Source organism: Streptomyces longhuiensis, from assembly GCF_020616555.1.
In the GTDB taxonomy this organism is placed as follows: Bacteria; Actinomycetota; Actinomycetes; order Streptomycetales; family Streptomycetaceae; genus Streptomyces; species Streptomyces longhuiensis.
On record NZ_CP085173.1, the window covers coordinates 2,631,955 to 2,649,870 of the forward strand.

The 17,916-nt window shown below is 71.6% G+C and carries 18 protein-coding genes; 1 reads left to right on the forward strand and 17 read right to left on the reverse strand.

Annotated features, from left to right (window positions below; genetic code table 11):
• Positions 1 to 24 precede the first annotated feature (24 nt).
• From der to LGI35_RS12355, 6 genes are all read right to left on the reverse strand, one after another.
• Positions 25 to 1,497 carry a ribosome biogenesis GTPase Der gene (gene der, locus LGI35_RS12330; RefSeq protein WP_227293915.1) on the reverse strand — a complete coding sequence of 491 codons (1,473 nt, stop codon included), beginning with the start codon at positions 1,495 to 1,497 and terminating at the stop codon, positions 25 to 27.
• A gap of 80 nt (positions 1,498 to 1,577) precedes the next feature.
• Complete coding sequence (locus LGI35_RS12335) at positions 1,578 to 2,165, reverse strand: lysophospholipid acyltransferase family protein (protein ID WP_375998506.1); 588 nt, start codon at positions 2,163 to 2,165, stop codon at positions 1,578 to 1,580.
• Positions 2,166 to 2,224: 59 nt separating this feature from the next.
• A complete protein-coding gene (cmk, locus tag LGI35_RS12340) occupies positions 2,225 to 2,929 on the reverse strand; it encodes a (d)CMP kinase (RefSeq protein WP_227293917.1) in 705 nt (234 codons plus the stop codon).
• 112 nt (positions 2,930 to 3,041) lie between these two features.
• Positions 3,042 to 4,127: a prephenate dehydrogenase gene (locus LGI35_RS12345; RefSeq protein WP_227293918.1), complete on the reverse strand. Its 1,086-nt coding sequence runs from the start codon at positions 4,125 to 4,127 to the stop codon at positions 3,042 to 3,044.
• Positions 4,124 to 4,486, reverse strand: coding sequence for a chorismate mutase (gene aroH / locus LGI35_RS12350; protein WP_116502899.1), 363 nt, complete (start codon positions 4,484 to 4,486; stop codon positions 4,124 to 4,126). The genes LGI35_RS12345 and aroH overlap by 4 nt, the downstream gene beginning before the upstream one ends.
• A 144-nt stretch (positions 4,487 to 4,630) precedes the next feature.
• A complete protein-coding gene (locus LGI35_RS12355) occupies positions 4,631 to 5,047 on the reverse strand; it encodes a YidB family protein (RefSeq protein ID WP_227293919.1) in 417 nt (138 codons plus the stop codon).
• Positions 5,048 to 5,235: 188 nt separating this feature from the next.
• Between LGI35_RS12355 and LGI35_RS12360 the strand changes: the two genes are divergently transcribed.
• Positions 5,236 to 5,976, forward strand: a complete 741-nt coding sequence (locus LGI35_RS12360) for a nucleotidyltransferase domain-containing protein (protein WP_227293920.1) — start codon at positions 5,236 to 5,238, stop codon at positions 5,974 to 5,976.
• Here LGI35_RS12360 and LGI35_RS12365 read toward each other — a convergent pair.
• The 11 genes from LGI35_RS12365 to LGI35_RS12415 form a co-directional block, all read right to left on the reverse strand.
• Positions 5,908 to 6,777, reverse strand: a complete 870-nt coding sequence (locus LGI35_RS12365; RefSeq protein WP_227293921.1) for a nucleotidyltransferase domain-containing protein — start codon at positions 6,775 to 6,777, stop codon at positions 5,908 to 5,910. The two genes, LGI35_RS12360 and LGI35_RS12365, sit on opposite strands and share 69 nt — an antisense overlap.
• 21 nt (positions 6,778 to 6,798) lie before the next feature.
• Positions 6,799 to 7,803 (reverse strand): ADP-ribosylglycohydrolase family protein, encoded by a 1,005-nt coding sequence (locus LGI35_RS12370; RefSeq protein ID WP_227293922.1) that lies wholly within the window; start codon positions 7,801 to 7,803, stop codon positions 6,799 to 6,801.
• Positions 7,800 to 8,531, reverse strand: a complete 732-nt coding sequence (locus LGI35_RS12375) for an NUDIX hydrolase (protein WP_227300280.1) — start codon at positions 8,529 to 8,531, stop codon at positions 7,800 to 7,802. Before LGI35_RS12375 ends, LGI35_RS12370 begins: the two co-directional genes overlap by 4 nt.
• Before the next feature lie 95 nt (positions 8,532 to 8,626).
• Entirely contained in the window at positions 8,627 to 9,805 is a 1,179-nt protein-coding gene (locus tag LGI35_RS12380) for a pseudouridine synthase (protein WP_227293923.1), read from the reverse strand.
• 12 nt (positions 9,806 to 9,817) lie between these two features.
• Positions 9,818 to 10,471 (reverse strand): SMC-Scp complex subunit ScpB, encoded by a 654-nt coding sequence (scpB, locus tag LGI35_RS12385; RefSeq protein WP_227293924.1) that lies wholly within the window; start codon positions 10,469 to 10,471, stop codon positions 9,818 to 9,820.
• Entirely contained in the window at positions 10,468 to 11,721 is a 1,254-nt protein-coding gene (locus LGI35_RS12390; protein ID WP_227293925.1) for a segregation and condensation protein A, read from the reverse strand. The genes scpB and LGI35_RS12390 overlap by 4 nt, the downstream gene beginning before the upstream one ends.
• A 16-nt stretch (positions 11,722 to 11,737) precedes the next feature.
• Complete coding sequence (locus LGI35_RS12395; protein ID WP_116502893.1) at positions 11,738 to 12,289, reverse strand: hypothetical protein; 552 nt, start codon at positions 12,287 to 12,289, stop codon at positions 11,738 to 11,740.
• Positions 12,274 to 13,443, reverse strand: a complete 1,170-nt coding sequence (locus LGI35_RS12400) for a ParA family protein (protein WP_116502892.1) — start codon at positions 13,441 to 13,443, stop codon at positions 12,274 to 12,276. The genes LGI35_RS12395 and LGI35_RS12400 overlap by 16 nt, the downstream gene beginning before the upstream one ends.
• 346 nt (positions 13,444 to 13,789) lie before the next feature.
• Positions 13,790 to 14,905, reverse strand: coding sequence for an alanine dehydrogenase (gene ald, locus LGI35_RS12405; protein WP_227293926.1), 1,116 nt, complete (start codon positions 14,903 to 14,905; stop codon positions 13,790 to 13,792).
• Between the two features lie 144 nt (positions 14,906 to 15,049).
• Positions 15,050 to 17,089 (reverse strand): tetratricopeptide repeat protein, encoded by a 2,040-nt coding sequence (locus LGI35_RS12410; RefSeq protein ID WP_227293927.1) that lies wholly within the window; start codon positions 17,087 to 17,089, stop codon positions 15,050 to 15,052.
• Positions 17,090 to 17,269: 180 nt separating this feature from the next.
• The gene (locus LGI35_RS12415) at positions 17,270 to 17,899 is read right to left on the reverse strand and encodes an NUDIX domain-containing protein (RefSeq protein ID WP_227293928.1); all 630 of its coding nucleotides are present in this window, start codon (positions 17,897 to 17,899) and stop codon (positions 17,270 to 17,272) included.
• Positions 17,900 to 17,916 lie beyond the last annotated feature (17 nt).

The following is a 17,916-nucleotide window of genomic DNA, read 5'->3' on the forward strand; positions in this document are numbered from 1 at the left end:
AAGTCCTGGGCGCCGGGCGCTAGTTCACTTCTTGCGGCCGCGCTTCTCGCGCACCCGGACCGAAATGTGGATCGGCGTCCCCTCGAAACCGAACTCCTCGCGGAGGCGCCGCTCCACGAACCGGCGGTAGCCGTGCTCGATGAAGCCCGAGGCGAAGAGCACGAACCGCGGCGGCTTCGTGCCGGCCTGCGTACCGAAGAGGATGCGGGGCTGCTTGCCACCGCGGATCGGATGCGGGTGCGAGGCCACCAGCTCACCCAGGAACGCGTTGAGCCGGCCCGTCGGAACGCGCGTCTCCCAGCCGTCGAGGGCCGTCTCGATCGCGGGGACGAGCTTCTCCATGTGACGGCCGGTCGCCGCCGACACGTTCACCCGGGGCGCCCACGCGACCTGCGCGAGCTCCGTCTCGATCTCGCGCTCCAGGTAGTAGCGCCGCTCCTCGTCGAGCGTGTCCCACTTGTTGTACGCGACGACGATCGCGCGGCCCGCCTCGACGGCCATCGTCACGATGCGCTGGTCCTGGATCGAGATCGACTCGGACGAGTCGATCAGGATGACCGCGACCTCCGCCTTCTCGACTGCGGCGGCGGTGCGCAGGGACGCGTAGTAGTCGGCGCCCTGCTGGAGGTGGACCCGCTTGCGGATGCCCGCCGTGTCGACGAACTTCCAGGTCTTGCCGCCGAGCTCGATGAGCTCGTCGACCGGGTCGCGGGTGGTGCCCGCCAGCTCGTTCACGACGACGCGGTCCTCGTTCGCCACCTTGTTCAGGAGGGAGGACTTGCCCACGTTCGGGCGGCCGATGAGGGCGACGCGGCGGGGGCCGCCGATCGCGGTGCCGAAGGTCTGCGCCGGAGCGTCGGGCAGCGCCTCGATGACGGCGTCCAGCATGTCGCCGGTGCCGCGGCCGTGCAGAGCCGACACCGGGTACGGCTCGCCGAGACCGAGGGACCACAGGGCGGTGGCGTCCGCCTCTCCGCTCGGCCCGTCCACCTTGTTGGCGCAGAGCACGACCGGCTTGCCGGCCTTGCGCAGCAGCCGGACGACCGCCAGGTCGGTGTCGGTGGGGCCGACCGTGGCGTCGACGACGAAGACGACGGCGTCGGCGGTCTCGATCGCGTACTCGGCCTGCGCGGCCACGGACGCGTCGATGCCGAGGACGTCCTGCTCCCAGCCGCCCGTGTCGACGAGCCGGAAGCGACGGCCCGCCCACTCGGCCTCGTACGAGACACGGTCGCGGGTGACGCCCGGCTTGTCCTCGACGACGGCCTCGCGGCGGCCGATGATGCGGTTCACCAGGGTCGACTTGCCGACATTGGGGCGGCCGACGACGGCGAGCGCGGGCAGCGGGCCGTGGCCCGCCTCCTCGATCGCGCCCTCGACGTCCTCGATGTCGAAGCCCTCTACCGCGGCGAGCTCCATGAACTCCGCGTACTCCGCGTCGCCAAGGGCCCCGTGCTCGTGCTCGGCCGAGCCCTCCGGCTGGATCTGGTCGTTCATGAAGTCCGTACCTCGTCGTTCATCGTGGTGATCGGTGGACCGTCTGATCACTTACGGCGGTCCACTACTGAAAGTCTCGCTCAGTGCCCGGTGAGGCGCCTGGCGTTTTCCAGGTGGGCGGTGAGCCGCTCCTGGATGCGCACGGTCGCCTCGTCCAGCGCCTTGCGCGTACGCCGCCCGCTGCCGTCGCCCGCCGGGAACGGGTCCCCGAAGACGACGTCGACGCGGCTGCGCAGCGGCGGCAGCGCCTTTATCAGCCGGCTGCGCTTGTTCGTGCTTCCCAGGACCGCCACGGGCACGATCGGCGCCCCGCTGCGCACCGCGAAGTACGCGAGGCCGGCCCGCAAGGAGGCGAAGTCGCCGCCCCCTCGGGTGCCCTCCGGGAAGATCCCGAGGACTCCCCCCTCGTCGAGCACGCTCAGCGCACGCGTGATCGCCGTACGGTCCGCAGTGGAGCGGTCCACCTCGACCTGACCGATGGCGCCCAGGAACGTGCCGAGCGGTCCGACGAAGGCTTCCTTCTTGATCAGGAAGTGCGTCGGCCGGGGCGCGACGCCCATGACCATCGGCCCGTCGACGTTGTGCGCGTGATTGACGGCCAGGATCACCGGACCGGTCGCGGGGACCTTCCAGGCGCCGAGGACGCGGGGCTTCCACAGCCCGTACATGAGACCGACCCCGATGCGGCGGCCGACCTCCGCGCCTGTCTCCGAGGGAGAAGCCGCGGTCACTTCGCCGCCCGCTTCTCCCCGATGAGGGTGACCACGCACTCGATGACCTGCTGGAGCGTGAGCTCGGACGTGTCCACCTCGACGGCGTCGTCGGCCTTGGCCAGCGGGGACGTCTTGCGGCTGGAGTCCGCGGCGTCCCGCTTGATCAGGGCCTCCTGGGTCGCCTTCACGTCGGCGCCCTTGAGCTCACCGCTGCGGCGGGCCGCGCGGGCCTCCGGCGACGCGGTGAGGAAGATCTTCAGGTCGGCGTCGGGCAGGACGGTCGTACCGATGTCACGGCCCTCGACGACGATGCCCGGCTCGGCCGAGGCGGCGATGGAACGCTGCAGCTCGGTGATGCGGGCACGCACCTCGGGGACGGCGCTGACGGCGCTGACCTTCGAGGTGACCTCGGTGGTGCGGATGGGACCGGCGACGTCGACGCCGTCGACCGTGATCGTCGGCTCGGACGGGTCGGTGCCGGAGACGATCTCGGCCTTGCCGGCCACGGCGGCGATGGCCGTCGGGTCGGTCAGGTCTATGCCGTTGTTCACCATCCACCAGGTGATCGCCCGGTACTGGGCACCGGTGTCCAGGTAGCTGAGCCCGAGCTGGGCGGCGACGGCCTTGGAGGTGCTCGACTTGCCCGTGCCGGAGGGGCCGTCGATGGCGACGATCACTGCTGCCGGGGCGGCGCTTGCGGCGGTTGCGGCGGTTTCCACGGGGCTGCGGACACCTTTCTCAGTGCACGGGACAGGGAGGCGGGGCGCAGAGGCGCCCCGCACAAGGTTACTGGCTCAAGCACCCTGCCCTTACAGCCCCTGAAGGCAGGACCTACTGGCGCATCGCCCAGCCCCGGTCGCGCAGTGCCGCCGTCAGCTTCGGGGCCGCCGCCGGCTGGACCATCAGCTGGACGAAGCCCGCCTGCTGGCCGGTCGCGTGCTCGATGCGGACGTCCTCCACGTTGACGCCCGCGGCGCCCGCGTCGGCGAAGATCCGGGCCAGCTCGCCCGGCTGGTCGGAGATGAGGACCGCCACGGTGTCGTACGACGCCGGGGCCGCGCCGTGCTTTCCGGGGACGCGGACCTGGCCCGCGTTCCCGCGGCGCAGGACTTCCTCGATGCCGGTGGCGCCCTCGCCGCGCTTCGCCTCGTCCGAGGACTGCAGGGAGCGCAGGGCGCCCACCGTCTCGTCGAGGTCGGCGGAGACCGCGGAGAGCAGGTCGGCGACCGGGCCGGGGTTCGCGGAGAGGATGTCGATCCACATGCCGGGGTCGGAGCCCGCGATGCGCGTCACGTCCCGGATGCCCTGGCCGCACAGGCGTACGGCCGCCTCCTCGGCGTGCTCCAGGCGGGCCGCGACCATGCTGGAGACCAGGTGCGGCATGTGGGAGACGAGGGCGACGGCGCGGTCGTGGGCGTCCGCGTCCATGACGACGGGGACGGCCCGGCACAGCGCGACCAGTTCCAGGGCGAGGTTCAGGACCTCGGTGTCGGTGTCGCGGGTGGGCGTCAGCACCCAGGGGCGGCCCTCGAAGAGATCGGCGGTGGCCGCCAGGGGCCCGCTGCGCTCGCGGCCCGACATGGGGTGCGTACCGATGTAGGGGCTGAGGTCGAGGCCGAGGGCCTCCAGCTCGCGGCGCGGGCCGCCCTTGACGCTGGCGACGTCCAGGTATCCGCGGGCCACCCCGCGCCGCATCGCGTCGGCCAGGGTCGTCGCGACGTGTGCGGGCGGCACGGCCACCACACAGAGGTCCACGGGTCCCTCGGGCGCCTCGTCGGTGCCCGCGCCGAGCGCGGCGGCGGTGCGGGCCTGCGCCGGGTCGTGGTCGGCGAGGTGCACGTGCACACCGCGCGAGGCGAGCGCCTGGGCCGCGGAGGTGCCGATGAGGCCGGTGCCGATGACGAGGGCGGTTCTCACTGGGCGATGTCCTTGCGCAGGGCGGCGGCGGCGCCGAGGTACACGTGCGCGACCCCGGACTTCGGCAGCTCGGACTCGATGTGGGCGAGGACGCGGACGACGCGCGGCAGCGCTCCCTCGATGTCGAGTTCCTGCGCGCAGATCAGCGGCACGTCGACGATGCCCAGCTTGCGGGCGGCGGCGGCCGGGAAGTCGGAGTGCAGATCGGGGGTGGCCGTGAACCAGATCGAGATCAGGTCGTCGGAGGTCAGCCCGTTCCGCTCAAGGATGGCGGTGAGCAGCTCGCTGACCTGCTCGTCCATGTGTCCGGCTTCGTCCCGTTCCAGTTGGACGGCGCCCCGGACCGCTCGTACCGCCACGTGTCGCTCCTTGCTTGCGTACGTACAGCTGATGAGGTGCCAAGCCTAGTCAGCCCCGCAGACACCGGCGCGCGGCGCCCGCCTGCCGAGACGGACGCCGCACACGGTGCGGAACATCGGAGCTTGCGGTCTCCGACCAGACGGTCAGAACTTCTGCTGCTTGACCAGCTCGTCGAGCGAGAGGCCCGGCACCTCGCCCTCCGGGGTCAGCTTGTCCACGGCCGTGGGCAGGGCGCTCGCGATGTCGTTCGCCGCCTGCTCGGGGCTGACGCCCGACTCCGCCGCGACCTTCTGCAGCGTGGCGTCGGGCAGGGCCTCCTTGACCTGGTCCGGGGTCAGCTGCTCGTTCGAGCCGGTGCCGACCCAGGACTGCGCCTGCCCGCCGAGGCCCGACTTGGCGAGCGCCTCCAGGAGGCCGCCCAGCGGGTTGCCGCCCGCGGAGCCGCTCTGGCCCTGGGTGAACGCCGCCAGGAGCGAGGTGAGGACCCCGCCGGCCGAACCGCCCGCCTTGTCGCCGAGGAGGCCGCTGAGCAGGCTTCCCAGATCGTTGTCACCCGCCATGGTCACGCCTTTCAGGACGTTCTCGGAGTCTTTCGTGGACTCACTTCCGGAGTCCACGGCCCCTGCCAATGTGACCCGAACCACCCCCTGTCGCCACTCGGGCGGCCCAGGCCGGCCCGCCCTCCGGAAGATCACGGACGCGGGAAATTCGCTCCGCTCCGGCCGGGCGCGGACCGTACGCTCCGTCCATGACAGAGGCCCTGGACCTGGTGCGCGACCACACGATCTACTCCTGCGTGATGGGGTCGCGGGCGTTCGGCCTGGCCACGGACGGCAGCGACACCGACCGCCGGGGCGTGTTCGTGGCGCCGACGCCGATGTTCTGGCGCTTCGAGAAGCCGCCGACGCATGTGGACGGTCCGGCGGACGAGCAGTTCTCCTGGGAGCTGGAGCGCTTCTGCGAGCTCGCTCTGCGGGCCAATCCGAACATCCTGGAGTGCCTGCACTCGCCGCTCGTCGAGCACGTCACCGACACGGGCCGCGAACTGCTCGCCCTGCGCGAGGCGTTCCTGTCCCGGCAGGTCCACGCCACGTTCACCGGCTACGCCATGGGCCAGCGCAAGAAGCTCGACGCGGATGTCCGCCAGTACGGCGCCCCGCGCTGGAAGCACGCGATGCATCTCCTGCGCCTCCTCGCCGCCTGCCGCGACCTGCTCCGCACCGGCCGGCTGACCCTCGACGTGGGCGAGGACCGTGAGGCGCTGCTCGCGGTGAAGCGGGGCGAGGTCTCCTGGGACGACGTGGTGGTCCGGATGGCTCGCCTGGCCGCCGAGGCGGAGGAGGAGGCCACCCGCACCCCACTGCCGGCCGAGCCGGACCGGGCGCGAGTGGCGGACTTCCTTTTCGAGGTGCGCCGGGCGTCAGCCCTTCAGGCGGAGCCGTACGACGAGATCGTGCAGGGCGTCGTGCGCGGTCGGGGCGTCCGGTAACGCTGAGCGCTCCTGCGCCGCGTCGAGGACCGTGTGCAGCGCCTCCACATCGGCGGCCACGCGCGCGTGGTCGATGTCGGCCGCCCCGTGCTCGGCCTCCGCCTTCGCGGCGATGAGATCCGGCAGATACGCCGGCGCCTCCAACTCGCCCAGGAGCGTGGGCAGATGGGCCTGCACCTCGCCCGAGCGCATCAGGAGGACACCGGTGAGCAGCGCCCGGAAGGTGTACAGCAGCGGCTTCAGCTCCCGCGTCCTGTCGAACAGGCGCCACTGTGTGTGGGCGAATCCCCGGTAGTGGTGGGCGTGGTGCGAGGTGAGGACGCCGGGCGCGAGCGCCGCGAGTTCGCCGTGGGCGTCGGTGGTGTGCACGACGAGCGGGGACAGCAGCTGCTCCAGCACGTAACCGTTGCGCCGGAGCAGCAGGCGGACGAACTTGCGCAGGTCATGGGTGACGAGGTCCATCTCGAGACCGTCGGTGTCCCACATCCGGGTGCGGGTCTCCTCCGGGTCGCGCAGCCCGAGGAGCGCCTCGGCGGGCAGCAGGTGGACACCGCGCAGGTCGATGTCGGAGTCCCTGGAGGGGAACCCGTAGAGGTGCGCCCCGGAGACCGTCGCGAACAGCAGCGGGTCCGCCTGCCCGGCGACGATCCCCCCGAGCTCCGCGTCGGGCACACCCGCGGCACGCAGCGCCCCCTCGTCGCACGCCGTAAGGGACCCGTAGGCCGCACGGGATCCGTACGTCGCCATGGATTCCCCCGTCGTCATGGCTTCTTCTGCCGTCATGGCTCCGTCTGCTGTCATGGCTCCTTCTGCCGTCATCGATCACGCGTCCCAGAGCGCCCCGAGCGACAGCAGGTCGCTGCGGTACTCGATCCGTTCCGACCAGTCCGTCGGCCACGCCTCGTCGCCCAGGTGGGCCCCGGCGAACGCCCCCGTGAGGCAGGCGATCGAGTCCGAGTCGCCCGAGGTGCAGGCGGCGCGGCGCAGGGCGGTGACGGGTTCGTCGACGAAGAGCAGGAAACAGAGCAGGCCCGTGGCGAGGGCCTCCTCGGCGATCCAGCCCGCCCCGGTGGCCAGGCACGGGTCGGTCTCGGGCGACGGCGAGCGCAGCGCCTCCTGGAGCCGTTCGAGCGCGGCCAGGCAGTCGTCCCAGCCGCGCGCGATGAAGTGCTCCGGGCTCGGGTCGGCTGCGTGCGTCCACAGGTCGCCGAGCCACGGCACGTGGTACTTCTGCCGGTTCTCGTACGCGTACGAGCGCAGCATGCCGACGAGTCCGGCCGGCTCGGCGCCCCGGGCGAGGAGGTGGACGGCATGCGCGGTGAGGTCGGACGCGGCGAGGGCCGTGGGGTGTCCGTGGGTGAGCCCGGACTGCAACTGGGCGGCGCCCGCGCGCTGTTCGTCGCTGAGGCCGGGAACCAGGCCGACCGGCGCGACGCGCATGTTGGCGCCGCAGCCCTTCGACCCGATGCGGCTGGCCTCCCGCCAGGGCTTGCCGCGCGTGAGGAGGTCGCAGGCCTGGAGGCAGGTGTTGCCGGGAGCCCGGTTGTTCTCCGGGGACTGATACCAGTCGATGAACTCCTCGCGCACGGGCCGCGTCATGCGCAGCGGCGCGAGCACGCCGCGGTCCATCGCGGTGCGCAGGCCGCGCCCCAGGGCGAGCGTCATCTGGGTGTCGTCGGTGACGATCGCAGGCTCGGGCAGGGCCATCTGCCGCCACGGCCCGAACTTGGCGAGGATCGACGGCACGTCGTTGAACTCGGTCGGGAAGCCGAGGGCGTCCCCCAGGGCGAGCCCGACGAGGGAGCCGGTCGCCGCACGCTTCTTCATGAGGGTCGTCCTTCCGCGGGGGGCCTGAGCAGGGGCGGGTGCAGTGCGGTGGCGGGCCCTGCCTTGTAGAGCGCGGCGGGCTTGCCGCGGCCGCCGGTGAGCCGGGCGGCGCCGTGCACCGGTTCGACGAAGCCGGGGGTGGCGAGGACCTTGCGCCGGAAGTTCGCGGGGTCGAGCCCGGCGCCCCACACCGCTTCGTAGACCCCCCGCAGCTCGCCGAGGGTGAACTCGGGCGGGCAGAAGGCCGTGGCCAGGCAGGTGTTCTCGATGCCGGCGCCGACGCGTTCGTGCGCGTCGGCGAGGATCCGGTCGTGGTCGAAGGCGAGCGGCCCGTACGCGCCCGAGCCGTACGGCAGCCAGTCCGCGCGGGCTGCGTCACCGCCCCCGCGCACCTCGGGAGGGTCGGGCACGAGGGCCGCGAACGCGACGGAGACGACCCGCATCCGGGGGTCGCGGTCCGGGTCGCTGTAGGTGCGCAACTGTTCCAGGTGCAGCCCGGTGACGTCGGACAGGCCGGTCTCCTCGGCCAGTTCGCGCGCCGCCGCCGTCTCCGCCGACTCGTCGGGCAGGACGAAGCCGCCGGGCAGCGCCAGGCGTCCCGCGTACGGGTCCTGCCCCCGCTCGACGAGCAGCACCCTCAGCGCGCCGTCCCGGATCGTGAAGACGGCCAGATCGACGGTGACGGCGAAGGGCTCGAAGGCGTACTTGTCATAGCCCTGCACGCACACCACCCCCCTCTCTTTATGGTCTAACCGACTATAAAGAGAGGGGGGTGGCACACACAAGAGCCAGGCGCCCGCCGGAGCGGGATACCCAGGTGCTTCTAGAGGTCGACCTCCTGCATCAGCATGCCGACCTCGGTGTTGGACAGACGCCGCAGCCAGCCCGACTTCTGGTCGCCCAGAGCGATCGGCCCGAAGGACACCCGCACCAGCTTGTCGACCGGGAACCCGGCCTCCGCGAGCATGCGCCGCACGATGTGCTTGCGGCCCTCGTGCAGGGTGACCTCGACCAGGTAGTTCTTGCCGGTCTGCTCGACGACGCGGAAGTGGTCCGCCTTCGCGTACCCGTCCTCCAGCTGGATGCCGTCCTTGAGCTGCTTGCCCAGGTCGCGCGGGATCGGGCCCACGATGTGCGCGAGGTAGGTCTTCTTCACGCCGTACTTGGGATGGGTGAGGCGGTGGGCCAGCTCTCCGTGGTTGGTGAGCAGGATGATGCCCTCGGTCTCGGTGTCGAGCCGCCCGACGTGGAACAGCCGCGTCTCGCGGTTGTTCGTGTAGTCACCCAGGCACTGGCGGCCGTCGGGGTCCTCCATGGTGGAGACGACACCGGCCGGCTTGTTCAGCGCGAAGAACTGGTACGACTGGGTCGCCACGGTCAGACCGTCGACCTTGATCTCGTCGTTCTCCGGGTCGACACGCAGCCCCTGCTCGAGCACGATCTGGCCGTTGACCTCGACCCGAGCCTGCTCGACGAGCTCCTCGCAGGCGCGCCGGGAGCCGTAACCGGCCCGCGCGAGCACCTTCTGGAGCCGCTCGCCCTCCTGCTCGGCGCCCGGGAAGGTCTTGGGGGTCTTGATGTCAGGCCTGCCCGCGTACCGGTCGCGGTTGCGCTCCTCCTGCCGGGCGTCGTACTCCCGCGAGGTCCCCGGGGCGCCGCTGCGGCCGCCGCCGCGGGCACCGGTGCCCTGGGAGGTACGGGGGCCGCCCTTGGCGCCGCCGCGCGCCGCCGCGCCCCGGCCCCGCCTCGGTGCGCCGCCGCCGTCGGCGGGGCTCACGTCGTAGCGCCGCTCCTCGGGACGCGGCTTGCTCGGCCGGCCCTGCTTGTCGTCACGGTCGTTGCCGGCACCGCGGTAGTTCCCGCGACCGCCGCCGGCGCTGCCGCCGCGAGCACCGCTGCCGCCGCGGCCACCGCCGCCACTGCTGCCGCGGCCGCCGCTGTTGCCACCACGGCTCCCGCCGTTGTTTCCGCTGCTGTTCCTGCCGCTGCTGCTGCTTCGCATCAAAAGTTCCGTCTAGTCGTCTGCGTCCTCGTAACCCGGCGCATCGGGTGCGTCCGGGTCGAACGACGGGACCCCTTCCTGCGTCTCGGCCTCGATCGCGTCCGCCTCCGGAAGGAAGGGCGCGAGTTCCGGGAGCTCGTCCAGGCCTCGCAGGCCCATCCGCTCCAGAAAGTAGTTCGTCGTCCTGTACAGGATCGCACTTGTTTCGGGTTCCGCGCCCGCCTCCTCGACGAGGCCCCTCTGGAGGAGGGTCCGCATCACACCGTCACAGTTCACTCCGCGCACGGCGGAGACCCGCGACCGGCTCACCGGCTGGCGGTACGCGACGACCGCGAGGGTCTCCAGAGCCGCCTGGGTGAGCCGGGCCTGCTGCCCGTCGAGCACGAAGCGTTCGACCGCCGCCGCGTACTGCGGCCGGGTGTAGAACCGCCAGCCGCCCGCCACGAGCCTCAGCTCGAATCCGCGGCCCTGGACCGTGTACTCGTCCGCCAGGGCCCGCAGGGCGTCCGCCACGGCCCTGCGCGGCCGGTCCAGGATCTTCGCGAGGTGCTCCTCGGTCGCGGGCTCGTCGACGACCATCAGTACGGCCTCCAGGGCCGGCCCGAGTTCCAGCTCGGCGACCCGGTCGGCCCCGGCGACGGTTTCCTGCCCACTCGTGCCCGTCATGACTGCTCCTCCTCCGCCCCGCCCCGCTCGGCCTTTGTCTCTTTACCGTCTTTGCCGGCACCGTCTTTGCCGGCCGTCTCGGGGGGCCTGTCGAACTCGTCCGTGACGGTCGGCTCCCCGTCGCCCTCCCCGCCGGTCCAGCGCACGAGAAGCTCCCCGAGGGCCTCCTCCTGCTCCAGGCTGACGGCCTTCTCCCGGTACAGCTCAAGGAGGGCCAGGAAGCGGGCCACGACGGTCAGGGTGTCGTCGGTGTCCTCCACCAGCACCCGGAAACTCGCCTCGCCCAGCTCCCGCAGCCGCGCCACGACGAGCCCGGCCTGCTCGCGCACACTGACCAGCGGGGCGTGGATGTGGTCGACGTACACCTGGGGCTTCGGCCTGGGCTGCATCGCCTTCACGGCGAGCCGCGCGAATCCTTCCGCCCCGATACTGATGACGACTTCCGGCAGCAACTCGGCGTGATGCGGCTCCAGACCGACGGTCCGCGGGTAGCGCCGCGCCTCCTCGTCGAGCCGCTCGCTGAAGATGTCGGCGATCTTCTTGTACGCGCGGTACTGGAGCAGCCGGGCGAACAAGAGGTCACGCGCTTCGAGGAGCGCGAGGTCGGCCTCGTCCTCGACCTCGGCGGTCGGCAGCAGCCGGGCGGCCTTGAGGTCGAGCAGCGTGGCGGCGACGACGAGGAACTCGGTGGTCTGGTCGAGATCCCACTCGGGACCCATGGCGCGGATGTGCACCATGAACTCGTCGGTCACTTTGGAGAGCGCGACCTCGGTGACGTCCAGCTTGTGCCTGGAGATCAGCTGGAGGAGCAGATCGAAGGGCCCCTCGAAGTTGGCCAGCCGCACCTTGAACCGCCCGTCGTCGGGCACGGGCTGCTCAGGTTCGGGTTCCGGGTCGGAGCCCGCCGGCTCCTGAGGCCCCGGATCCGGCTCAGCGACGAGCTCCGCCGACGGCCCAGGTTCCGGCTCGGGAACGGGCTCTGGCTCCGGCTCTGGAACGGCCTCTGGCTCAGGAACGAGCTCCGGCTCCGGAACGGCCTCTGGCTCAGGAGCGAGCTCCGCCTCAGGAACGGCCTCTGGCTCAGGAGCAAGCTCCGCCTCAGGAACGGCCACCGACTCGGGAGCGAGCTCCGGCTCAGGAAGTACCCCCGCCCCCGGCGCCGGCAGGCGCGTCGCCCCGGGGCCCCGGCCCAGCGCGCGTCGCCGCGCGCCCCGGCCGGGCGTGGAGGAGTCGTCGTCGTTCGCGGGCATCAGGCGGACGTTACCGCTACCGCCCGCGCAGTCGGCGTACGAGAATGCTCGCGTCTCCGCGCGATTCGAGGTCGGCGAGCACCACGGCGACCGCTTCGCGGACGATGCGACCGCGGTCCACGGCGAGCCCGTGCTCCCCGCGGAGCACGAGGCGCGCGTGCTCGAGGTCCATCAGCTCCTCGGCGGAGACGTACACCGTGATCTTCTCGTCGTGGCGCTCGCGCCCGCTGGGCCGCCGGTTGGCGGCCGCCCGGGAGCGCTTGCGCGACGACCCCGCGGAGGCAGAACCTTCCTGCGCCTGCGGCGGGCGGCGCCCCGCGGGCTTGTCGCCCTCGGTGGCGCGGCTGCGGGACTCGCCCGACTCGTCGTCCGCCGCCGCGTGTTCGGCGCTCTCGCCGCCCTCGCCGCGCTGCTTCTCCTCGGCGGCGACGGCGTCGCTCTCACCCGCCGGGGCGGGCACCCGCGCCTCGCCGTTGGCCGGGCGCCTCGGGGACGAGGCCTGGAGCCCCATTCCCCCGGTCGTACGGAACAGTTCGTCGGCCCCCGGCAGACTCACTCGGCGTGACACCGGGCGAGCACCTCCCTGGCGAGCTGGCGATAGGCGGCCGCGCCGACCGAGTTGGAGGCGTACGTCGTGATCGGCTCACCGGCGACCGTGGTCTCCGGGAAGCGCACGGTCCGGCCGATCACCGTGTGGTAGACGTGATCGTCGAACGCCTCGACCACACGCGCGAGCACCTCACGGCTGTGCACCGTGCGGGAGTCGTACATCGTGGCGAGGATGCCGTCGAGCTCCAGGTCGGGGTTGAGCCGCTCCTGGACCTTCTCGATCGTCTCCGTGAGGAGCGCGACACCGCGCAGCGCGAAGAACTCGCACTCGAGGGGCACGATCACCTTGTGAGCCGCCGTCAGGGCGTTCACGGTGAGCAGGCCGAGCGAGGGCTGACAGTCGATCACGATGTAGTCGTAGTCGGCCATCAGCGGCTTCAACGCCCGCTGGAGCGTGGACTCGCGCGCGACCTCGCTCACCAACTGCACCTCGGCGGCGGACAGGTCGATGTTGCTCGGCAGCAGGTCCATGTTCGGGACCGCGGTCTTCAGGAGGACCTCGTCCGCGGCCATGCCCCGCTCCATGAGCAGGTTGTAGACCGTCAGGTCGAGTTCCATCGGGTTCACGCCGAGACCGACCGAGAGCGCGCCCTGCGGGTCGAAGTCGACGAGCAGGACCCGGCGTCCGTACTCCGCGAGCGCTGCACCCAGGTTGATGGTCGACGTGGTCTTGCCGACGCCGCCCTTCTGGTTGCACATCGCGATGATCTTCGCGGGGCCGTGGTCGGTCAGCGGGCCTGGGATCGGGAAGTACGGGAGCGGGCGCCCGGTCGGGCCGACGCGCTCGCGGCGCTGACGGGCAGCGTCGGGCGCGAGCGTGGCCGCGTACTCGGGGTCCGGCTCGTACTCGGCGTCGGGGTCGTAGAAGTGCCCCTCGGGCAGTTCGTCGTAGTCGGCGAAGTGGGAGCGTTCGCCACTTCGGTCGCCGGCCATGGCGTTCACGTGATGGCCATCCATGCTCTGGGGTGCTGTCTGCGTCTGCAGGGGGCTGCTCTGACGGGCGGCAAAGGTACGGACCGCGACGGAGCCGACAGCCTCGAGCCCCGCGGGACCTTGCTCCCTCGCAACCGTTCCTGGTTGACCACCCCCGGGAGTAAATGTCGACTCATTCACAAGTCGTCTTACCTCCTTGGTGACCAGGAAACTTCTAGATAGGTCAGCGTGGCACCATGCCGACGGTTGGCGACTCTATGGCGTGTCACCACTCCGCAGCAACACAATCCGCCGGACCCGGCCCGATGTGTCGGCAACGGAACACCCTTGTGTCAAGGGTGCACGGCGTCGGTTCGAAGCGTTTCGCGGGTGCGCGAATCGGTTAAAGGGTTACGTTCGAGGCGAGTTGACCAAGTCCGTATTGATGCCCAAGTGATACGCATGCGGCCGGACCCCTCACAAGGTCCGGCCGCAGGCGTGAGATTGACGACTTCCGTTGACGAAAGCGGTCGAAGAGTCGTCGGCGTCAGCCGAGCAGGGACTCCAGCTCGGTGTGCTCGAGGCCGTGGGACTCGGCGACCTCGCGGTAAACGACCTTGCCGTCATGGGTGTTGAGGCCCAGGGCGAGCGCCGGGTCGCGGCGCAGGGCCTCGACCCAGCCGCGGTTCGCGAGCTCGACGATGTACGGCAGCGTGGCGTTCGTCAGCGCGTAGGTCGACGTGTTGGGCACGGCGCCGGGCATGTTGGCGACGCAGTAGAAGACCGAGTTGTGGACCGGGAAGGTCGGCTCGGCATGCGTCGTCGGGTGCGAGTCCTCGAAGCAGCCGCCCTGGTCGATCGCGATGTCGACAAGGACACTTCCCGGCTTCATGCGGGAGACGAGCTCGTTGGTGACCAGCTTCGGGGCCTTGGCGCCCGGGATGAGGACGGCACCGATGACGAGGTCGGCCTCGAGGCACGCCTTCTCGAGCTCGAAGGCGTTGGAGACGACGGTCTGGATCTTCGTACCGAAGATCTTGTCGGCTTCCTTGAGCTTGTTGATGTCGCGGTCGAGCAGGGTCACGTGGAAGCCCATGCCGATGGCGATCTGCGCGGCGTTCCAGCCGGAGACGCCGCCGCCGATGACGACGGCCCTGGCGGCGAGCACGCCCGGGACACCGCCCGGCAGGACACCGCGGCCGCCGTTGGCGGCCATCAGGTGGTAGGCGCCGACCTGCGGGGCCAGGCGGCCCGCGACCTCGGACATCGGGGCGAGCAGCGGGAGCGCGCGGTTCGCGGTCTCGACCGTCTCGTACGCGATGGCGGTGGTGCCGGACTCCAGGAGCGCGTCCGTGCACTCCTTGGAGGCGGCGAGGTGCAGGTAGGTGAAGAGCGTCTGGTCCTTGCGGAGACGGTGGTACTCCTCCGCGATCGGCTCCTTGACCTTCAGGAGCAGGTCAGCGGTGGCCCAGACCTCGTCGGCGGTGCCGAGGATCTGCGCACCGGCCGAGACGTACTCGTCGTCCGTGATCGAGGAGCCGACACCGGCGTTCTGCTCGACGAAGACCTGGTGGCCGTTGCGCACGAGCTCGTGCACACCGGCGGGGGTGATGGCCACCCGGAACTCGTTGTTCTTGACCTCGCGGGGGATGCCGACCTTCATCGTCGATCACGGTCCTTGGCTCAGGGATTTCTCGGGCATTGCACTACATACCCGTGCGCTTGGGGGCGCACCGGGAGACACCACGGAAGTACGCGGCGGAGCCAGTCTAATGAAGGATTTCTAGCTGTCTAGCCTTTCAAAGCATCAATCTTCTTCGGATGCACTGCGGATTTCGTAGGCATCAGCACCCTGTTCTGGAGTCATTCCTTCGATCGGCAGCTCCTCTCCCAGCATGCGCTCGGCCGCACCACGGTGCAGCTTCGCGGCCGCGGGGTCGCCGAGCCGGTCGAGCGTGTCGGCCAGGCGGAGCTGCAGCGCGGCCTGCAGTCGCACGTCCTTGGCCTGGCGCGCCCACTCGACCGCTTCCTGGCAGGTGTGCAGCGACTCCTCGGGCCGGCCCGCGTACTCCTGGACACGCGCCATCTCGCTCAACGCCCGCGCCTGCGCCGCGACATCGCCCTCCTTGCGGTACCCGGCGGCGGCCGAGCGCCAGCTGCGCAGCGCGTCGCCGTAACGGCCCGCGTAGGTGTTCACCGTGCCGATGCGGCCGTGCAGCCGCGCGGCGTCGGCGCGCTCGCCGCGGGTGAGCCGCTGGGCGAGTGCGCGCCCGTACCAGTCGGCGGCCCGGTACCAGTCCCCCAGCTCCTGGTACGTGCCGCCTACGGATTCCATCGCGCGGCCGGTCGCGTACGGGTCCCTGGCTTCGCGCCCGGCGTCCAGAGCGGCCCGGTAGCGGGTGAGCGCCTCCTGGGTGCGGCCGGTCCGCGCGTCGAGGTCGGCGAGGTTCAGAAGGGCCGCGGCCTTCTCGCGGGGCAGGTTCCTGCGCTCGGCGACGTCGAGGACGAGGCGGTGGATGCCGTAGAGGTCGGGGGCGGCGGCCTCGGTGCCGACGTGCGCGGCCAGGGCGCGCGCCAGGGCCGCCATCAGGCGCCTGGCCAGGGTGTCGAGCTCCCCGTCGGCGACGGCGAGACGGGCGGCGGCCAGCAGCGCGGGCCGCCGGACCCGCAGCCACTCGGCGCCCGCGGCGGGGCTCGGGAAACGCAGGGCGCGGGGCAGCCCCGCGAGCTTCTTGCGGGCGGGTGAGCCGTCCGGTTCGGTGATCGCGCGGCAGGACTGGAGCAGCCGCACCGTGCGCTCCAGCATGCGGGCGCGGGCGAGCTGCACCTCGCCGGGCCGGTCGTGGGTCTCGGTCAGGCCGCGCAGCAGCGGCATCAGGCAGCCGGGCACCTCGTACTGCGGCAGCTCGGAGTCGATCCGCCCGACCAGGCCGAGCACCGTGAAGTCGTCCAGGGTGGTCTGCGCGGCGGAGACGGAGCAGCCGGCCAGCGCGGACGCGGTGTGCGGGTCGACATGCCCCTCGGGGGCGAGGGACAGGTAGCGCAGTATCCGGGCGGCGGGCACCGGCAGGGACGCGTAGGCGTGCTGGAAGACGCGGGCGAGCGCGGACCCGTCGTCGGCCCGGGCGTGCAGCTGCTTGGCCAGGTCCGCCACGGCCTCCTTGGGGCGTACGGCGAGCCAGCCGCCGGCCAGCATCAGCGCCGCGGGCTGCGACCCGCACTCCTCGACGAGGGACTCCGCCGAGCGCGGGTCGACGGTGATGCGGACCGATCCGGTGTGCCGGCCGAGCAGCTCCAGGGCGGATTTCGTGTCGAGGCCGCCGAGTGTGCAGGGCCGCACGTCGGAGATTCCGGTCAGTGGCCCCTCGGACACGGCGACGACCAGGCAGTCGGGGGATTCGGGGAGCAGCGGGTCGACCTGTTCGGCGTCCGCCGCGTCGTCGAGGAACAGTACGGCCCTGCGGACGGAGAGCCCTTCACGCAGCCGCTCGGCGAGGTCGTCCTCTCCTTCGCCGGGGGGCGCGGGCAGATCGAGGGAGTCGAGGAGTTCGCGGGCGGTGCGTTCGGTGGGGACGCGGGTGCCGTCCGGGGCGGTGAGGCGGGTCCGCAGGATGCCGTCCGGATAGTCGGCGGCGACCTGGCCCAGGAGTTCCTCGGCGAGCGCGGTGCGACCGGATCCCGGGCGGCCCGCGATGAGCAGGACGCGCGCGCGTGGCGCTTTGCGCCCGGCGATCGTGTCGAGACCCGCGCGCTCGATGTCTGCGCGCAGTTCCTTCAACTCACGGCTGCGGCCCAGGAACTGACTGCCCTTCAGTCCGTCCTTCGGTTCGACCGCCTGATCCGTCACGGGCCACGCTCCGTCCACCTGCGCCGAACCCGCCGGGTTCGGGCGGGACGCTTTGAGAGCCTAGTTCAGGCGGAACGGCGTTCCCTGGCGGGCGGCGCGGGGGTGTCCCTCAATCGGATCAGCGGATGGTGTGACCGGAGGGGCCGATCGGAACCAGCCCCTCCGGCACACCGCCCGTACCTACGCCTCGAACGGCCGGGCGGGCCAGGGCGCCTCGGCCGGCCGCAGCGACTCCACGCCGTCACCGGCCTGCACGGCGGTCAGCGCGAGCGCCCCCACCACCAGGCAGTTGTTGTGCAGCTCACCGGCCAGCACACCGCGCACGAGCTCCGCCAGGGGGACGCGGGCCAGCTCCATGTCGGCCTCCTCGTCCTCCACCTCGAAGCGCTCGCCCTCCGCCTCGGACAGGTCGCGGGCCAGGAAGATGCGGACGGCCTCGGAGCAGCCGCCGGGCGTCGTGTAGACGTCGGTGAGGACGCGCCAGTCCTCCGCCTTGACGTGCGCCTCCTCGTAGAGCTCGCGCTGGGCCGCGTGCAGCGGGTTCTCGCCGGGGATGTCGAGGAGTCCGGCCGGGATCTCCCAGAGCTTGTGCCGCACGGGGTGGCGGTACTGCTTGAGGATCAGGACGCGGCCCTGGTCGTCGAGGGCGAGGACGGCCACGGAACCGGGGTGGACCTGGTAGTCACGGCGGACGACCGAGCCGCCCGGCATGACCACGTCGTCGGTGCGCACAGAGGTCTTGTTCCCGACGAAGGGGGTCTCGGTCGCCCGGACCTCCCACTCCTCGGCGGTGTCCTTGATCGTCGTCATGTCGACACGTCCTCCTA

Bases quoted from the DNA above. Each gene is read 5' to 3' on its own strand.
- LGI35_RS12415 (WP_227293928.1), bottom strand. From the start codon at position 17,899: ATGACGACGATCAAGGACACCGCCGAGGAGTGGGAGGTCCGGGCGACC.
- der (WP_227293915.1), bottom strand. From the start codon at position 1,497: ATGAACGACCAGATCCAGCCGGAGGGCTCGGCCGAGCACGAGCACGGG.
- LGI35_RS12370 (WP_227293922.1), bottom strand. From the start codon at position 7,803: ATGAAGAAGCGTGCGGCGACCGGCTCCCTCGTCGGGCTCGCCCTGGGG.
- LGI35_RS12380 (WP_227293923.1), bottom strand. From the start codon at position 9,805: ATGCGAAGCAGCAGCAGCGGCAGGAACAGCAGCGGAAACAACGGCGGG.
- scpB (WP_227293924.1), bottom strand. From the start codon at position 10,471: ATGACGGGCACGAGTGGGCAGGAAACCGTCGCCGGGGCCGACCGGGTC.
- LGI35_RS12360 (WP_227293920.1), top strand. From the start codon at position 5,236: ATGACAGAGGCCCTGGACCTGGTGCGCGACCACACGATCTACTCCTGC.
- LGI35_RS12335 (WP_375998506.1), bottom strand. From the start codon at position 2,165: ATGTACGGGCTGTGGAAGCCCCGCGTCCTCGGCGCCTGGAAGGTCCCC.
- LGI35_RS12390 (WP_227293925.1), bottom strand. From the start codon at position 11,721: ATGCCCGCGAACGACGACGACTCCTCCACGCCCGGCCGGGGCGCGCGG.
- LGI35_RS12355 (WP_227293919.1), bottom strand. From the start codon at position 5,047: ATGGCGGGTGACAACGATCTGGGAAGCCTGCTCAGCGGCCTCCTCGGC.
- ald (WP_227293926.1), bottom strand. From the start codon at position 14,905: ATGAAGGTCGGCATCCCCCGCGAGGTCAAGAACAACGAGTTCCGGGTG.
- LGI35_RS12365 (WP_227293921.1), bottom strand. From the start codon at position 6,777: ATGACAGCAGACGGAGCCATGACGGCAGAAGAAGCCATGACGACGGGG.